Raw genomic sequence first — 16,421 nt, forward strand, 5'->3', positions numbered from 1 at the left:
CCTACGAGCGGCGGAGCGCGGTGACAGCCACAAAACCCTCAAACCCGGGTGTACGCCGACCGGTGGATCTCGCGCGTGCGCACGGCCTCTCCGCGCAGGCCGTGCGCAACTACGAACGCGACGGCGTCCTGCCGCCGGCCCAGCGCACCCCGAACGGCTACCGTCGCTTCACCGAGCTGCACGCCAAGGCCCTGAGCGCCTACCTCGCGTTGATCGTGGGCCACGGCTATCCGGCCAGCGGCGAGATCATGCGGGCCGTCAACCGGGGTGAGATCGACACGGCGCTGCGCGTCGTCGACCAGGGTCATGCCCTGCTCCAGCGCGATCGGGAAACCCTGGACGCGGTCGAGGCGGCGGTGGCGACGCTCACCGGGGCGCCGCCGCAGCCGCAGAGTCGCAGAGCCGTGCCGATCAGCGTGCTGGCCCACCGGCTCGGTGTACGACCGGCCACGCTACGCAAGTGGGAGCGGGCCGGGATTCTGCGGCCGGTGCGTGACCCGGCGACCGGCTACCGCGTCTACTCGGCTGACGACGTCCGCGACGCCGAACTGGCCCACCTGCTGCGCCGGGGCGGGTACCGGCTCGACCACATCGCCGACGTGCTGCGTCGGGTGCGCGACGCGGGCGGCGCGGAACCGCTCGCCGCGTCGCTGGGTCAGTGGCGGCAGCGGCTCACCGAGCGGGGCCGGGCCATGCTCACCGCTGCCGCCCGGCTCGCCGACTACCTCGACGCTGCTCAGCCGCCGGAACGCGCCTTGACCAGCGAGGCGAAGACCACCACGTTGTCCGCGTAGCCGGTCTCGCCGCCGACCCACTGCCCGCCACAGGTGATCAGTCGCAGGCTCGGGCGGCTGAAGTCCCCGTACACCTCGTCCACCGGCAGCCGGCCCTTGTCGAACTTCTCCACCGAGTTGACCTCGAAGACCGCCACCCGCTGATCGGTGCGGGTGACCTCGATCTCGTCACCGGAGCGCAGCTCGCGGAGTTTGTGGAAGACCGCCGGGCCGCTGGTGGTGTCGACGTGCCCGACGATCACGGCGGGACCGTACTGGCCCGGGGTGGGCCCCTGGTCGTACCACCCGGCCTCCTGGGCGCGGCCCGCGTCCGGCACGGCGATCGTGCCGTCCGGGGCGATGCCCACGGCGTGCACCGGCGCCCGCACGCCGATCTCCTCGATGGCGAGGCTGGTCGGCTGGCTGGCCGGCAGCACCGGGAACTTCTTCGGCGGCGGTCGCAGGCCGGCGCTGAGCCGGTCCGGCAGCAGGCTCATCCCGGTCACCTGCTCGACGCCGAGCATCGCCACGATCAGCACCATCAGCGCGCCGATGGCCAGCACCGGCAACCCGGGGCTCGTAGCGAAACGGTGTCGGACCGACGGCGGCCCGGCCGGACGCCGTGGCGGCAGCGGGCGGGCGGCCGGATCGATGGTGGCGACACTTGCCGACACCGCCTGCCCGGCGACCCGGCGCAGCCGCCCGGAGACGCGCGCCACCAGCCGGCCGGACGCGCGCAGCGCCGGCCCGGCCCGGAGGCGGGCGCGGCGGTCCCGCCGCGCACGCGCGGATCTGCGGGTCATTGGTGATCCGGCTCAGGAGCCGGCTCCCGATCGACGCCGGCCGCCGGCCATCCCGAGCCCGATCGCGGTGGCCACCAACGCGACGCCACCGAGCACCAGCAACGAGCCGGTGCCGCGACCGCCGGCCATACCGCCGCCACCGGTCGCCGGCCCCTTGCTGGGCGAGGCCATGTTCAGCACTGTCAGCGTGGTCGACGAGGTCTGGCCGTTTTCGCAGCGCAGGTCGACCGGGTAGTCACCGGCCGGCTTGTCACGCGGAATGGTCACCTGTCCGGTCAGGAAACCCCTGTCCGGTTTGAGCATCACGTTCCCGAACGCGTCGGAGTGCACATTGGACTGGCGGTTGTTGTTGTCGTTGTCGCAGCTTGCCTTGATGCTGACCCGGCTACCGGCCTGGGCGCTGTTCGGTGTCACCTCGACGAAGACGTTCTCGCCGGCCCGAGCCGGTGCGACCGACAACAGGACGAACGCCCCGACCAGCCCCACCAGTGTCAGTAGCGACGAGAGCGCGCGGTTGATCGTGCGGATTCCCTGCATGATTTCCCCCCAACCGGCGACGACCGCCGGAACCCTCCCCTGGGCACGCGCGCTGCTTTCCCGTTGGCGCAGGCGCAAACCCGCAGGCGGGCGAGGTGCGGGGGGTCAGCGGGGGCGGGGTGCGGGGTTCGGGCTGGCAAGGGGGGTCACGGGCTGCCAGTTCAGCGGGGAGGAAAGGACCATCGTGCTCGACGGTTGGCCGTACGGGGCGAGACGGTCGATGACCCCCTCGAACGCGCCGATCGAGCCGGCCGCCACCTTCAGCACGCTGCACGCGTCCCCGGTGATCCGGTGGATCTCCAGGATCTCCGGCCAGCCGGCCACCGCCGGGTCGTGCAGGATGCACCGCGTTCCGTAACAGGACATCCGGATCAACGCGACCACTGTTCGGCCGGCGCGGGTCAGGTCGACATGGGCGTGGTAGCCGGTGATGACCCCGGACTCCTCCAGCCGGCGGACCCGCTCCGCTACCGACGGCGGCGACAGGTGCACCCGCCGGGACAACTCGCTGAAGGAGAGCCGCGCGTCGGCCTGCAACTCGCGCAGCAGCGCCCAGTCCATGTCGTCCACGCTCAGACCTTACTTTCGTGAACCGACTTCGCCTAGTTGCCTTTGGTTTGCCAGGAGAAGGCGGCGAGAGCCGTTGATTCGGCATTCCGCAGGCCGATCCGACCGCGAGATCATGGCGTCGCCTAGTCCGGGGGAGGGAGACGAGATGGTGGATCAGACGGAGCGGCGGGCGACGAACCGCCGTGCCACGGTGCAGCCGGTGACCCCCGGGCAGCGTGCCGCGCAGGCGGAGCGGACCGGTGGCGAGCCGACGTTGGAGTTCGCCGACATGGTGCCGTACGACGCGTACGTGCAGGCCAGCGCCCTGCACAAGATGCAGCACCCGCTCAGCGACGACCCCGGCGAAATGTCCTTCCTGATGGTCAGCCAGATCATGGAGCTGTACTTCGGGCTGACCTGCCACGAGTTGCGGGAGACCCAGCGGCTGATCCGCGTCGACCAGGTCTGGGAGGCGTTGGCCCCGCTGGGCCGAGCCAAGCTGCACCTTGAGGGGCTCAACGCCGCCTGGCAGGGCCTGCGCTGGATGAGCCCGGCCGACTTCAACCGGTTCCGCAACCTGCTCGGCGAAGCCTCCGGCTTCCAGTCGGCGATGTACCGGCAGCTGGAGTTCCTGCTCGGGTTGCGCGACCCGACGCTGATCCGCCCGTTCCGCCGGCAGGCCGAGGTGCACGCCGCGCTGAGCGCCGCGCTGGCCACCCCCAGCCTCTGGGACGACGTGCTCGCCCTGCTCGCCCGCCGCGGCTTCGACCTCCCCGCCGACCTGCTCGACCGGGACGTGGCCGTCGAGCACGACCCGCAGCCCTCGGTCGAGGCGGCCTGGGTGCGGATCTACGACGACGCCGGCCCGGACAACCACCTGCGGCTGCTCGGTGAGGCGCTGAGCGCGGTCGCCGAGGAGTTCGGCGACTGGCGCTGGAATCACGTCAAGGCGGTGCAGCGGACAATGGGCGCCAAGGTCGGCAGCGGAGGCTCCGCCGGCCTGGCGTGGTTGCAACGCAGCATGGCCCGGGTGGTCTTCCCGGAGCTGTGGTCGGCCCGCACCGCGATGTGACCGGAGAGCGAGACATGCACACCTCAGAACAAGAAGCGCATCGCCGCGACGAGGCCGACCCCGGCCACCGGCACCTGTTCCACGTGCCGCCGGCCGACGGGGGCGAGCACCCCGAGTCGGCGTACCTGGCCGGCAACTCACTCGGCCTGCAACCTCGGGCCACCCGCGACGAACTCCTGGCCGACCTGGACGCGTGGGGGCGGCTCGGCGTGGAGGGGCACCTGGAGGCGGAGCGCGCCTGGCTGCCGTACCACGAGTTGTTGACCGGGCCGGCCGCCCGACTGGTCGGCGCCCGCCCGGCGGAGGCCGTGGTGATGAACTCGCTCACCGTCAACCTGCACCTGCTGATGGTCAGTTTCTACCGCCCGGCCGGCGCGCGCACCCGCATCGTTATCGAGGACGCGGCCTTCCCCTCGGACAGCTACGCGGTGCGCAGCCAGGCCCGGTTCCACGGCCTGGACCCGGACGACACAGTGGTCCGGTTGCGTCCGCGCGACGGTGAGGACGCCCTGCGCACCGAGGATGTGACCGACTACCTGGCCGCCGAGGGTGACCGGGTGGCGCTGGTGCTGCTCGGCGGCGTCAACTACCTCACCGGCGAGCTGCTGGACATCCCGGCGATCACCGCTGCCGGCCGGGCCGCCGGCGCGGTGGTCGGTTGGGACCTGGCCCACGCCGTCGGGAACGTGCCGCTGGCCCTGCACGACTGGGATGTCGACTTCGCCGCGTGGTGCTCCTACAAGTACCTGAACTCCGGCCCGGGTGCCCTGGCCGGTGTCTTCGTGCACGAGCGGCACCTCGGCGACGACAGCCTGCCCCGTTTCGAGGGGTGGTGGAGCACCGCGGCGGCGACCCGGTTCGAGATGACGCCGGTGTCCCGGCCACCGGCCACAGTGGAGGCCTGGCAGATCTCCAACCCGCCGATCTTCGCGATGGGTCCGGTGCGTACCTCGCTGGAGCTGTTCGACACGGTGGGGATGACCGCGCTGCGCGCGCGCAGCCAGCGCCTCACCGGCTGGCTGGAGTCGTTGCTCGACCAGGTGACCGTCGGCCGGCCGCTGCGGGTGGTCACCCCGCGCGACCCGGCCCGCCGGGGCTGCCAGCTCTCCGTGCGCATCGGTTCCGGCAGCGCCGCCGAGCTGACCAAACGCCTCCGGTACGAACACGGGGTCATCGCCGACGCCCGCGAACCTGACGTCGTCCGGTTCGCCCCGGTGCCGCTGTACTCCACGTACCTGGACTGTTGGCGGGCCGCGTCCGCGCTGGCCGCGACGGTCGGACGGGTGAACCCATGACCGCGCGGCGCGACGAGATCGCGATCATCGGTGCCGGCCTGGCCGGCTGTCTGGCGGCCTGCTTCCTGGCCCGGCGGGGCTACCCGGTGGCCCTCTACGAGCGTCGCTCCGACCCGCGCGCCGGCGTCGCCGAGCGCGGCCGCTCGATCAACCTGGCGCTCTCCGAGCGCGGCCTGGACGCGTTGCGCCGGATCGGGCTGGCCGAGCAGGTGATGACCGACGCGCTGCCGATGCGCGGCCGGATGATCCACCCGGTCGAGGGTGAGCAGCAGTTCCAGTCGTACAGCGCGGCCGGCGACCGGGCGATCAACTCGATCAGCCGGGGTGCGCTGAACAACGCCCTGCTGGACGAGGCCGCCGCGCTGCCCGGGGTACGGGTCGTCTTCGACCACCGCCTCGTCGGGCTCGACCCGACCGACGGCGCGCTGAGCTTCGAGACCCCGCAGGGCCCGGTCGCGGCGAAGGCGTCGGTCGTGCTGGGTGCCGACGGCGCCGGCTCCGCGGTGCGCGGGCAACTGCTGGCGTACGGGCTGCTCGACGAGAGCGTGGACTTCCTCGACTACGGCTACAAGGAGCTGACGATCCCGCCGCTGGGCGGGGACTTCGCCCTGGAGGAGGACGCGCTGCACATCTGGCCGCGCGGCACCTCGATGATGATCGCCCTGCCGAACCCGGACCGCTCCTTCACCTGCACGCTGTTCTGGCCCAACGACGGTGCCGGCAGCTTCGCCTCGCTGACCAGCCCGGCGGAGATCGAACGGCACTTCACCGAGCACTATCCGGACGTGGTCCCGCTGGCCCCGAACCTGGTCGACGACTACCAGCACAACCCGGTGGGCGTGCTCGGCACGGTGCGCTGCACCCCCTGGCAGGTCAGCGGCACTGTCGGCCTGCTCGGCGACGCGGCGCACGCCATCGTGCCGTTCTACGGCCAGGGCGCCAACTGCGCGTTCGAGGACGTGGTGGAGCTGGACCGCTGCCTGGACGAGTGCGCCGACGACTGGTTGGCGGCGTTGCCGCTGTTCCAGCGGCGCCGGCAGGAGAACGCCGAGGCCATCGCGACGATGGCGCTCACCAACTTCGTGGAGATGCGGGACAAGGTCGCCTCCCCGGTCTTCCAGGCCCGGAGGCGGGTGGAGCACGCACTGGAACGGGCCCTGCCCGGCCGGTACGTTTCCCAGTACGAGCTGGTGTCGTTCTCCACCACCCCGTACGCCGAGGTGCGCCGCCGGGTGCGCCGACAGCACCGGGTGCTCGGGGCGGTCGTCGGCGGGGCCGCGCTGCTGCTGGTCGGCGCGATCGGTGCGGCACTGAGCCGAGGGAGGCGCGCATGACCGGCACCTGGGATCCGCGACTGATGGCCGGCCACGCGCCGAGTGGCCCGCACCGGTTGCGCAACTTCGTCGCCGGTGAGTTCGTCGACGGCGCGACGACGTTCGCCAAGGCCAGCCCGGTCACCGGGGAGCAGGTCTTCGAGGTCGACGAGGCATCGGAGTCCACCGTGGACGACGCGGTGGCCGCCGCTCGGGCCGCGCTGCGCGGGCCGTGGGGTCGGATGGGGGAGCGGGAGCGCGCCGAGGTGCTGCGCCGCGTCGCCGACGAGTTGGAGCGCCGCTTCGACGACCTGGTCACCGCCGAGGTCGCCGACACCGGCAAGTCCATCGCCCAGGCCCGTACGTTGGACATTCCGCGCGGTGCGGCGAACTTCCGGGCGTTCGCGGAGATCGTGGCGACCGCACCCACCGAGTCGTTCACCACTGTCACCCCGACCGGCGGCCGGGCGCTCAACTACGCGCTGCGCAAGCCGGTCGGTGTGGTAGCTGTCATCGTGCCGTGGAACCTGCCGCTGCTGCTGCTCACCTGGAAGGTGGCTCCGGCGCTGGCCTGCGGCAACGCGGTGGTGGTCAAGCCCAGCGAGGAGACTCCCGCCTCGGCGACGCTGCTCGCCGAGGTGATGGCGGCGGCCGGGGTGCCGGCCGGGGTGTTCAACCTGGTGCACGGCTTCGGGCCGGGTTCGGCCGGTGAACATCTCACCCGCCACCCGGGGGTCGACGCGATCACCTTCACCGGCGAGTCGGCCACCGGCGGCGCGATCATGCGGGCCGCCGCCGACGGGGTGAAGGCGGTCAGCTTCGAGTTGGGCGGCAAGAACGCCGGCCTGGTCTTCGCCGACGCCGACCTGGACGCCGCGGTCGCCGGCTCGGTGCGGTCCAGCTTCACCAACGGCGGGCAGGTGTGCCTCTGCACCGAACGCATCTACGTGCAGCGCCCGGTCTTCGAGGAGTTCACCGCCCGGCTGGCCATGCGGGCCGGTGAGCTGGCGTACGGCTGGCCGACCGACGAGGCCACCGCCACCATGCCGCTGATCTCCCACCAGCACCGCGCGAAGGTGCTCGGCGCGTACGAGCTGGCCCGCGCCGAGGGCGCCGAGGTGCTCACCGGCGGCGGCACGCCCACCTTCGGCGACGCCCGCGACGGCGGGTCGTACGTGCAGCCGACGGTGCTCACCGGGCTCGCCCCGGACGCCCGTACCAACCGGGAGGAGATCTTCGGCCCGGTGGTGCACGTGGCGCCGTTCGACACCGAGGACGAGGCGTACGCCCTCGCCAACGGCACCGAGTACGGTCTGGCGGCGACCGTGTGGACCCGGGACGTGGGCGTGGCGCACCGGGCCGGCGCCCGGCTCGACGCCGGCATCGTCTGGGTGAACACCTGGTTCCTGCGGGATCTGCGCACCCCGTTCGGTGGGGTGAAGGCGTCCGGGATCGGTCGTGAGGGCGGCGTGCACTCGCTGAACTTCTACTCCGAACTCACCAACGTCTGCGTGGACCTGTCGTGAGCCGTACCGAGGGAGCGGGCATGGAAGCTGACATCGAGGCCGCCAACCGGGAGTTGGCCGACGCCCGCAGCACCGGCAAGCCGTGCGCGCCGTTGCGGGGCCGGCTGCTGCCGGAGGGCGACGTGGAGTCCGCGTACCGGGTGCAGCAGCTCCAGGCGCGGGCCTGGCAGGGTCGCGGCGAACGCCGGGTCGGCGCGAAGATCGGGTTGACCTCCCGGGCGGTGCAGGAGACCTTCGGGGTGTTCCAGCCGGACTTCGGCATGCTGACCGACGCGATGGCGGTCGGCGACGGGGTCGAGGTGCCCATCGACCGGCTGCTCCAGCCCCGCGTCGAGGCGGAGATCGCCTTCGTGCTCGACAAGGATCTCCCGAACCCGCAGCTCACCACAGTCGACCTGATCCGCGCGGTCGACCACGTGCTGCCGGCGATCGAGATCGTCGACTCACGGATCGCCGCCTGGGACATCTCCATCGTGGACACCGTCGCCGACAACGCCTCCAGCGGGCTCTTCGTGCTCGGCACCACGCCGCGCCGGCTCGCCGACGTCGACCTGCGGCTGTGCGGAATGGTGCTGGAGCACGCCGGTGAGCCGGTCTCCGTCGGTGCGGGCGCGGCCTGCCTGGGCAACCCACTGCACGCCCTGCAGTGGCTGGCCGGCACCCTCGCCCGGGCCGGCGACCCGCTGCGCGCCGGTGACGTGGTGCTCTCCGGGGCGCTCGGTCCGATGGTGCCGGTCACCCCGGGCGCCGCGTACGAGGCCCGCATCTCCGGGCTCGGCTCGGTGCGTACCTCTTTCAGCAGGGAGGGTTCGGCATGAGCGTCGGTGTGGCGGTGCTCGGTTCCGGCAACATCGGGACCGACCTGATGATCAAAGTGTTGTGGTTGAGCGACAGCCTGCGGATGGTGGCGATGGCCGGCATCGACCCGGCCTCCGATGGTCTGGCGCGGGCCCGCCGGCTCGGCGTGGCCACCACCTCCGACGGTGTGGACGGGCTGGTCGCGATGCCCGAGTTCGCCGACGTCGAGCTGGTCTTCGACGCCACCTCCGCCGGCGCGCACCGACGTCACGACGAGGTGCTGCGCGCGCACGGCCGCACTGTGGTCGACCTGACCCCGGCCGCGCTCGGCCCGTACGTGGTGCCGCCGGTCAACCTCGACGAGCACCTGCACGAGCCGAACGTCAACATGGTGACCTGCGGCGGGCAGGCCACAGTGCCGATCGTCGCCGCCGTCCGTCGTGTCACGCCGGTGGCGTACGGCGAGATCGTCGCGTCGATCGCGTCGAAGTCCGCGGGGCCGGGCACCCGCGCCAACATCGACGAGTTCACCGAGACCACGGCCCGGGCCATCGAGGTGGTCGGCGGGGCCGAACGGGGCAAGGCGATCATCGTGCTGAACCCGGCGGACCCGCCGCTGCTGATGCGTGACACCGTCTACTGCCTCTGCCCGGACGCCGACGCCGACACCGGTGCCATCGCGGCCTCGGTGGCGGACATGGTGGCGACGGTGCAGGAGTACGTGCCCGGTTACCGGCTCAAGCAGGACGTGCAGTTCGACCGGGTCGAGACGTACGTGCCGACGCTCGGGCGGCAGATCACCGCGTTGCAGGTGTCGGTCTTCCTGGAGGTCTCCGGTGCCGGGCACTACCTGCCCGCGTACGCCGGCAACCTGGACATCATGACCTCCGCCGCGCTGCGTACGGCGGAGCGGCTGGTCGCCCTGCGGTCGACGGGAGCGGTGGCATGACCGACCTGTACATCCAGGACGTGACGCTGCGCGACGGCATGCACGCCATCGCCCACCGGTACACGGTCGACCAGGTACGGACGATCGCCGCCGCGCTGGACGCCGCCGGGGTGGCCGCCATCGAGGTGGCGCACGGTGACGGGCTCGCCGGTTCCAGCGTCAACTACGGTCACGGCGCGGCCAGCGACGCCGAGTGGATCTCCGCAGCCGCCGAGGTGCTGACCACCGCGAAACTGACCACCCTGCTGCTGCCGGGCATCGGCACCATCGCCGACCTGAAGGCGGCGAAGGCGCTCGGGGTAACCAGCGTGCGGGTCGCCACCCACTGCACCGAGGCGGACATCTCCGCCCAGCACATCTCCTGGGCCCGCGAGAACGGCATGGACGTGGCCGGGTTCCTGATGATGTCGCACATGAACGACGCGGCCGGGCTGGCCGGTCAGGCCAAGCTGATGGAGTCGTACGGCGCGCACTGCGTCTACGTCACCGACTCCGGCGGGCGGCTGCTGATGTCCGACGTGGCGCAGCGAGTCGACGCGTACCGGCAGGTCCTCGCCCCGGACACGCAGATCGGCATCCACGCCCACCACAACCTGTCGCTCGGGGTGGCCAACAGCGTGCTCGCCGTCGAGCACGGGCGGGTCACCGGGTCCGCGCCGGTCGGCCCCGACGCGGCGCACGGCCGGACCGTCCGGGTCGACGCCTCGCTCGCCGGCATGGGCGCGGGCGCCGGAAACGCCCCGCTGGAGGTCTTCGTCGCGGTCGCCGAGCTGCACGGCTGGAAGCACGGCTGCGACGTGTTCGCGCTGATGGACGCGGCCGACGACATCGTCCGCCCGCTGCAGGACCGGCCGGTCCAGGTGGACCGGGAAACGCTCTCCCTGGGGTACGCGGGGGTCTACTCCAGCTTCCTGCGGCACGCCGAACGGGCGTCGGCGAAGTACGGCGTGGACGTCCGGTCGATCCTGGTCGAGCTGGGCCGCCGCCGGATGGTCGGCGGTCAGGAGGACATGATCGTCGACGTCGCACTCGACCTGGCCGGCAAGGAGTCGGCGGTGAGCGAGCCGGGTTTGCGAGCCCCGCAGCCGCGAACGGAAGGTGGCGCAGCATGATCGGACCGGACATCGCCGGGATCGCCGAGAAGTTGGGTACGGCGGCCGACACGGCCACCCCGATCCCGCAGCTCGCCGCCGAGACCGGCCTCGACGTGGACACCGCGTACGCCGTGCAGGCCGCGCTGCTGCACCGCCGGCTGAACGCCGGTGAACGGTTGGTCGGGTTGAAGATGGGGCTGACCAGCAGGGCGAAGATGGCCCAGGTCGGTGTGGACGAGGTGATCTGGGGGCGGCTCACCAACGCGATGCGGGTGCCCGACGGCGGCGCCGTGGACCCGGCCGCGTACATCCATCCCCGCGTCGAGCCGGAGGTGGCGTTCCTGCTGGACCGGCTGCCCGAGCCGGGCGAACCGGTCGGCGACTTCGCCACGGCGGTCCGCGCTGTCGCCCCGGCCATCGAGTTGATCGACTCCCGGTACGCGGACTTCCGCTTCTCCCTGCCGGACGTGATCGCTGACAACACCTCTGCCGCCGCCTTCGTGATCGGGCCGTGGTCGCCGGTGCCGGCGGGGCTGGACAACCTCGGCGTGCTGCTGGAGGTCGACGGGCGGGTGGCGCAGGTCGGCTCGACGGCGGCGATCCTCGGTGACCCGCGTCGGGCGCTCGACGAGGGCATCCGGCTGGCGGGCGGGCACGGGGTGCGGCTGGAGTCGGGGTGGGTCTTCCTGGCCGGTGCCGCGACCGCCGCGGTGCCGTTGCGTCCCGGTGCCCATGTCCGCGCGGTCGTCGAGAAGCTCGGCACGGCGTCGCTCCGGGCGTCGTCGTGACCGCCCGGGTCGTCGCCGGGAAGGCTGTTCCTCGGGGGGCGTTTCCGCACGTCAAGGTGGCGGGTGGGTTCGTCTTCGTCTCCGGTACGTCGTCCCGGCGGCCGGACAACAGCTTCGCGGGCGTCGAGGTGGACGAGTTCGGCACCACGAACCTCGACATCCGGGTGCAGACGCGGGCCGTGATCGAGAACATCGGCGATCTGCTGCGCTCGGTCGGCGCGGACCTCACCGACCTCGTCCAGGTGACGACGTACCTGGTCAACATGAATGACTTCGGTGGTTACAACGAGGTGTGGGCGGAGTTCTTCGACGCCTCCGGACCGACCCGTACCACGGTGGCGGTGCACCAGCTGCCGCACCCGCACCTGCTGATCGAAATCCAGGCCGTGGCCCTTCTTCCCTCGGGAGGTCAGTCGTGAGTGAGATCGCCGAGCCGTTCAGCTTTCCGGGCTGGATCGCCGACAACCAGCACCTGTTGAAGCCCCCGGTGGGCAACAAGGAGATGTTCCCCGGCGGGGACGACTTCATCGTGATGGTGGTGGGCGGGCCGAATCAGCGCACCGACTTCCACGTGGACCCGTACGAGGAGTTCTTCTACCAGGTCAAGGGCAACATGCACATCAACCTGGTCACTCCCGAGGGGCCGCGTACGGTGCACGTGCGCGAGGGTCAGATGTGGATGCTGCCGCGCAACACCCCGCACTCCCCGCAGCGGCCCGAGGCCGGCTCGATCGGCGTGGTCGTCGAGCGGGTCCGCGAGGAGGGCACGCTGGAGACGTTCCAGTGGTACTGCCCCGAGTGCGGGCACAAGGTGCACGAGGTGGAGTTGCAGGTCCGCGACATCGCCGCCGACCTGCCGCCGGTGTTCCAGGCGTTCTACGCCGACGAGGCGGCGCGCACCTGCGCCAACTGCGGCACCCTGCACCCGGGTAAGGGCTGATGCCCGCAGCCGTTGTCGACGTGCACACGCACGTCGTACCGAAGGGGTGGCCGGACCTCGGCGCGGCGTGCGGCGGGTCCGGCTGGCCGTGGTTGCGGGTGGACTCCGAGCGCGCCGCCATGATCATGGTGGGGGAGACGGAGTTCCGCCCGGTCGGCGCGGAGTGCTGGGACGCCTCGACGCGACTGGCCGACATGGACGCCGACGGGGTGGCCGTGCAGGTGGTCTCGCCGACCCCGGTCTTCTTCAGCTACGACCGCCCGGCCGACCAGGCGGTCAAGGTCGCCCGGATCTTCAACGACCTGACCCTGGAGGTCACCGCGGCCGGCGGTGACCGGCTGGTGCCGTTCTGCCAGGTGCCGTTGCAGGACCCGGACGCCGCCTGCGCCGAGCTGGACCGCAGCCTCGCCGCCGGGCACGTGGGCGTGGAGATCGGCAACCACGTCGGCGACCGCGACCTGGACGACGCCGGTGTGGTCACCTTCCTGCAGCACTGCGCCGAGGTGGGCGCACCCGTCTTCGTCCACCCGTGGGACATGCCGGGCGGACCGCGACTGGACCGCTGGATGGCCCGGTGGCTCACCGGGATGCCCGCCGAGACGCACCTGTCGGTGCTGGCGATGATCCTCGGCGGGGTCTTCGACCGGGTGCCGCAGACGCTGCGGATCTGCTTCGCGCACGGTGGTGGCAGCTTCCCGTTCTGGCTGGGTCGCGCCGACAACGCCTGGCACCGCCGCGGCGACCTGGTCCGGGGCGCGTCCGCCGCCCCGCCCAGCAGTTACGTCGACCGGTTCAGCGTCGACTCGGTGGTCTTCACGCCGCCCGCGCTGCGGCTGTTAGTGGACACCATGGGGGAGGACCGGGTGCTGATCGGCAGCGACTACCCGTACCCGCTTGGCGAACGGCCGGCCGGCGCGGTTGTCGACGCGGCCGACTTCCTCACCGACGCCCAGCGCGACAAGCTCCGATCCGCCAACGCCCTGCGTTTCCTGCACGGCTGACCAACCCGGGCCGTCCGGTTGGTCCGATTCCGGACGGCAGCGCGTGTCGGCTGCGCGAAGGGCCGACGGGCGGCAGGATGGCGGGATGGCCGAACCGCACGACCTGACCGCGTTGGAGCAGGCCGCCGCCATCGCGCGCGGCGAGCTGTCCAGCGTCGACCTGGTCGAGCACTGCCTGAGCCGGGTGGCGGCGCTCGGCGACACGGTGGGCGCGTTCGTCACCGTCACCCCGGATCTCGCCCGGCAGGCCGCACGGGCCGCCGACGCGGTGCCGACCGGGGAGCGCGGCCCGCTGCACGGCGTACCGACCGCGATCAAGGACCTCACCCTCACCGCCGGGGTGCGCACCACCTTCGGCTCGGCGGCGTTCGCCGATTTCGTCCCGCCGGTCGACGCCGACGTGGTCCGGTTCATCAAGGCCGCCGGTCTGGTCAGCCTGGGCAAGACGACCACCTCCGAGCTGGGCTGTTCGCTCTACTCGGAGGGCCGGGTCGCGCCACCGGCCCGCAACCCGTGGCAGCTGGCGTACACCGCGGGTGGGTCCAGTGGCGGCGCGGCGGCGGCGGTCGCGGCCGGGCTGGTCCCGGTCGCCCAGGGGTCCGACGGCGGCGGGTCGCTACGCATCCCGGCGTCGCTCTGTGGCCTGGTCGGCTACAAGCCCAGTCGGGGCCTCGTCTCCGGCGGGCCGGTCGGCTCCGGCGCGTTCGGCCTGCCCATCAGCGGTCCGCTCGGGCGGACGGTCACCGACGTCGCCGCGCTGCTCGACGTCATGGCCGTCCCGGTCCCCGGCGAGCCCTACCTGCCGCCGGTCGCGCCGCCCGGCGGCTACCTGGCCGTCGCGCGCCGGGCCGAGCCCGGTCCGCTGCGGATCGGCCGGTTCACCACGCCGATGCTCGCCGACGAGCCGGTGCACCCCGACTGCGTCGCCGCCGTGGACCGGGCCACCACGTTGCTCACGGCGGCCGGCCACGAGGTGGTCGAGGTGCCGCCGCCGCTCGGGCCGGCGGCGTGGCCGCTGTTCGAGATCCTCTGGTACGTGCTGGCGCTCGCCCCGGTGCCGCCGCAGCGGGAGGCGGAGCTGCTGCCGTTGACCCGGCTGCTGCGGGCCCGGGGCGCCGAGCTCTCCGCCGGCACCCTGGCCGCCACCCTCGGGGAGTTGCAGGCGCAGGTCCGCCTGGGCACCCGTCGCACCGCTGGCTGCGACCTGCTCCTCTGCCCCACCCTGGCCACCCCGCAGGCGCCGGTCGGCTGGTTCAGCGCCGACGCGGACCCAGCCGCCGACTTCGACCGGCAACGCCGGTTCTCGCCCTACTGCGCCATCTTCAACGTCACCGGCGATCCCTCCGTCTCCCTGCCGCTGGGCAGCACCACCGACGGACTGCCCGTCGGGGTGCTGCTCACCGGCCGGTACGGCGACGACGCGCGGCTTATCGCTACCGCTGCGCAACTGGAGAACTCCAGTGACGGATGGGATCGGCACCCCGCAATCTGGCGGGCCGTCGACTCCGCTAACGTGAATGGCGACGGAGTCGGGCGGTCGGCAGCGTGATCGTCCATCCGACCCGGTTTTTCAAGGTCGTCCTTCTTCCGCCTGGGGGCGTTGGGATTGTCTGTTACCGAGACGTTGCTGGTCTTCGTCGGCATCCCGTTGGCAGCGGTGCTGGTCATCGCCGGCCTGTCGTACGCCGGTAGCCGTGGGGGTGCCACCGGCGGTGGCGGTCACGCCAAGCGCTACCGGCCGGGCCGGCCCTTCGACTTCACTCCGGTCTGGTTCCTGGGCCGCCCGGAGCAGCTGGCCGACTCGGCCGGCACCGCGCTGACGGCGGGGGCGCAGGCGCCCGCGCTGACCAGCCACAAGCTTGAGAAGGCCAGCGTCGAGGCGCCGGCCGGTGGAACCGGAGGCGCAAGTGACCGTTGGTGAGAAGCAGGCCGGGTCGGAAAATCCGCCCGAGGTGCTGGACGGGCCGTTCTCGACCCGCCAGTTGCTGCGCATCGACGAGGCGTTGCGCCTGGCCGACAAGGGCACCGGCCTGGTGTTCTCGGTCTTCGTCGGCGGTCTCGACGAGCCGATCCGCGAGCACGCCCAGCGGCTGCACCGTCAGCTCGCCGAGCCCGACAAGTCGGTGCTGATCGCCGTGTCGCCCAACCAGCGGCAGTTGGAGATCGTCACCGGGCGGTACGCCCGCAAGCGCATCCCCGACACGTACGCCAAGCTGGCCGCACTCTCCATGGTCGGCGCGTTCAGCGGCGGCGACCTGGCCGGCGGCATCATCAACGGCCTCGACCAGCTCGCCAGCCACGCCGGCAAGGGCTGAGCTACACAGACGACGAAGCCCGGCCCCGCGTGCAGCGGGCCGGGCTTCGGTCTGTCCGGGTGTTTGTCTCAGCGCGGCCAGGCAGACGGGTCCAGCTTCATCGGCCACGGCTCGTCCACGTTCACTGGGTCGTTCGGACCCAGGGTGCCCAACAGCTCATAGTGCTCGCCCTCGCCGAGCCGGTAGCGGTAGACCACCGGGCCGAAGTTGCCCCGTTCCACCCGCCAGTAGTGTGCGATACCAGCCTCGGCGTAGAGGGCGGGCTTGGTGAACCGATCGTGGCGACGACTTCCTGTCGACTCGACTTCCAGGACGAGACCGATGTCCGCCGGCTCGGCCCACATCCGCTCGCGCGGTGCGTCTGGCCGCAACACCGTCAGGTCAGGGAGGAGATTGCCGCCCGGGACCCGTACCCCGATCTCCCGGATCACCCGCCAACCTGTGGGCGCGGCCAGGCGGATCGCCATCCGGATGTCGTCCGCCAGCTCATGGTGCTCGGGACCGGCTGGAGGTGTTACGTGCAGGCTCCCGTCGACGATCTCGTAGCGGTTCCCGTCCTCAGGCAGGTGGAACAGGTCCTGCTCACGCCACGCGCGCGCAGGGGGTCGCCACTCGTAGGTCGGCTGTGCCATCGCGTTCACCTCCTCTCGCAACCATAATGGCCCGGG

General features: G+C 72.0%; 19 protein-coding genes. 15 read left to right on the forward strand and 4 right to left on the reverse strand.

Annotation, left to right across the window (positions count from 1 at the left end; genetic code table 11):
- Window positions 1-62 precede the first annotated feature (62 nt).
- Window positions 63-794 (forward strand): TioE family transcriptional regulator, encoded by a 732-nt coding sequence (locus tag KBX26_RS19005; RefSeq protein WP_307857854.1) that lies wholly within the window; start codon window positions 63-65, stop codon window positions 792-794.
- Here the strand turns inward: KBX26_RS19005 and KBX26_RS19010 are convergent.
- From KBX26_RS19010 to KBX26_RS19020, 3 genes are all read right to left on the reverse strand, one after another.
- Window positions 737-1,513 (reverse strand): class F sortase, encoded by a 777-nt coding sequence (locus KBX26_RS19010; RefSeq protein ID WP_247680828.1) that lies wholly within the window; start codon window positions 1,511-1,513, stop codon window positions 737-739. The genes KBX26_RS19005 and KBX26_RS19010 overlap by 58 nt on opposite strands.
- A 75-nt stretch (window positions 1,514-1,588) precedes the next feature.
- Complete coding sequence (locus tag KBX26_RS19015; RefSeq protein ID WP_210866023.1) at window positions 1,589-2,113, reverse strand: hypothetical protein; 525 nt, start codon at window positions 2,111-2,113, stop codon at window positions 1,589-1,591.
- A 105-nt stretch (window positions 2,114-2,218) separates the two neighbouring features.
- Entirely contained in the window at window positions 2,219-2,683 is a 465-nt protein-coding gene (locus KBX26_RS19020) for an Lrp/AsnC family transcriptional regulator (protein WP_030333480.1), read from the reverse strand.
- 148 nt (window positions 2,684-2,831) lie between these two features.
- On the opposite strand from KBX26_RS19020, the gene KBX26_RS19025 reads away from it, so the two are divergent.
- The 14 genes from KBX26_RS19025 to KBX26_RS19090 all read left to right on the forward strand — a co-directional run bounded on the left by KBX26_RS19025 (window position 2,832) and on the right by KBX26_RS19090 (window position 15,753).
- Entirely contained in the window at window positions 2,832-3,734 is a 903-nt protein-coding gene (locus tag KBX26_RS19025) for a tryptophan 2,3-dioxygenase (protein WP_210861402.1), read from the forward strand.
- Between the two features lie 14 nt (window positions 3,735-3,748).
- Entirely contained in the window at window positions 3,749-5,029 is a 1,281-nt protein-coding gene (kynU, locus tag KBX26_RS19030; RefSeq protein ID WP_210866024.1) for a kynureninase, read from the forward strand.
- On the forward strand, window positions 5,026-6,363 hold the full coding sequence (locus KBX26_RS19035; protein WP_210866025.1) for an NAD(P)/FAD-dependent oxidoreductase: 1,338 nt from the start codon (window positions 5,026-5,028) through the stop codon (window positions 6,361-6,363). The genes kynU and KBX26_RS19035 overlap by 4 nt, the downstream gene beginning before the upstream one ends.
- Before the next feature lie 23 nt (window positions 6,364-6,386).
- Window positions 6,387-7,868: a 2-hydroxymuconic semialdehyde dehydrogenase gene (locus KBX26_RS19040; protein ID WP_210866044.1), complete on the forward strand. Its 1,482-nt coding sequence runs from the start codon at window positions 6,387-6,389 to the stop codon at window positions 7,866-7,868.
- A gap of 20 nt (window positions 7,869-7,888) precedes the next feature.
- A complete protein-coding gene (locus KBX26_RS19045) occupies window positions 7,889-8,686 on the forward strand; it encodes a 2-keto-4-pentenoate hydratase (RefSeq protein ID WP_030333489.1) in 798 nt (265 codons plus the stop codon).
- Window positions 8,683-9,615, forward strand: a complete 933-nt coding sequence (locus KBX26_RS19050) for an acetaldehyde dehydrogenase (acetylating) (protein ID WP_210866026.1) — start codon at window positions 8,683-8,685, stop codon at window positions 9,613-9,615. The genes KBX26_RS19045 and KBX26_RS19050 overlap by 4 nt, the downstream gene beginning before the upstream one ends.
- On the forward strand, window positions 9,612-10,727 hold the full coding sequence (dmpG, locus tag KBX26_RS19055; RefSeq protein WP_210866027.1) for a 4-hydroxy-2-oxovalerate aldolase: 1,116 nt from the start codon (window positions 9,612-9,614) through the stop codon (window positions 10,725-10,727). Before KBX26_RS19050 ends, dmpG begins: the two co-directional genes overlap by 4 nt.
- The gene (locus tag KBX26_RS19060) at window positions 10,724-11,497 is read left to right on the forward strand and encodes a 2-keto-4-pentenoate hydratase (RefSeq protein ID WP_030333495.1); all 774 of its coding nucleotides are present in this window, start codon (window positions 10,724-10,726) and stop codon (window positions 11,495-11,497) included. The genes dmpG and KBX26_RS19060 overlap by 4 nt, the downstream gene beginning before the upstream one ends.
- Entirely contained in the window at window positions 11,494-11,916 is a 423-nt protein-coding gene (locus KBX26_RS19065) for a RidA family protein (RefSeq protein ID WP_030333497.1), read from the forward strand. Before KBX26_RS19060 ends, KBX26_RS19065 begins: the two co-directional genes overlap by 4 nt.
- Window positions 11,913-12,437: a 3-hydroxyanthranilate 3,4-dioxygenase gene (locus KBX26_RS19070; RefSeq protein WP_030333499.1), complete on the forward strand. Its 525-nt coding sequence runs from the start codon at window positions 11,913-11,915 to the stop codon at window positions 12,435-12,437. Before KBX26_RS19065 ends, KBX26_RS19070 begins: the two co-directional genes overlap by 4 nt.
- Window positions 12,437-13,438 carry an amidohydrolase family protein gene (locus KBX26_RS19075; RefSeq protein WP_030333501.1) on the forward strand — a complete coding sequence of 334 codons (1,002 nt, stop codon included), beginning with the start codon at window positions 12,437-12,439 and terminating at the stop codon, window positions 13,436-13,438. The genes KBX26_RS19070 and KBX26_RS19075 overlap by 1 nt, the downstream gene beginning before the upstream one ends.
- 85 nt (window positions 13,439-13,523) lie before the next feature.
- Window positions 13,524-14,987 (forward strand): amidase, encoded by a 1,464-nt coding sequence (locus KBX26_RS19080; protein ID WP_210866028.1) that lies wholly within the window; start codon window positions 13,524-13,526, stop codon window positions 14,985-14,987.
- 75 nt (window positions 14,988-15,062) lie between these two features.
- On the forward strand, window positions 15,063-15,359 hold the full coding sequence (locus tag KBX26_RS19085) for a hypothetical protein (RefSeq protein WP_030333505.1): 297 nt from the start codon (window positions 15,063-15,065) through the stop codon (window positions 15,357-15,359).
- Window positions 15,346-15,753: a DUF5130 family protein gene (locus tag KBX26_RS19090; protein ID WP_030333506.1), complete on the forward strand. Its 408-nt coding sequence runs from the start codon at window positions 15,346-15,348 to the stop codon at window positions 15,751-15,753. Before KBX26_RS19085 ends, KBX26_RS19090 begins: the two co-directional genes overlap by 14 nt.
- 68 nt (window positions 15,754-15,821) lie before the next feature.
- Here the strand turns inward: KBX26_RS19090 and KBX26_RS19095 are convergent, their stop codons facing one another.
- The gene (locus tag KBX26_RS19095) at window positions 15,822-16,385 is read right to left on the reverse strand and encodes a Uma2 family endonuclease (protein WP_210866029.1); all 564 of its coding nucleotides are present in this window, start codon (window positions 16,383-16,385) and stop codon (window positions 15,822-15,824) included.
- Window positions 16,386-16,421: the final 36 nt, after the last annotated feature.

The organism is Micromonospora sp. C97, assembly GCF_018070385.1.
GTDB classification, from domain to species: Bacteria; Actinomycetota; Actinomycetes; order Mycobacteriales; family Micromonosporaceae; genus Micromonospora; species Micromonospora parva.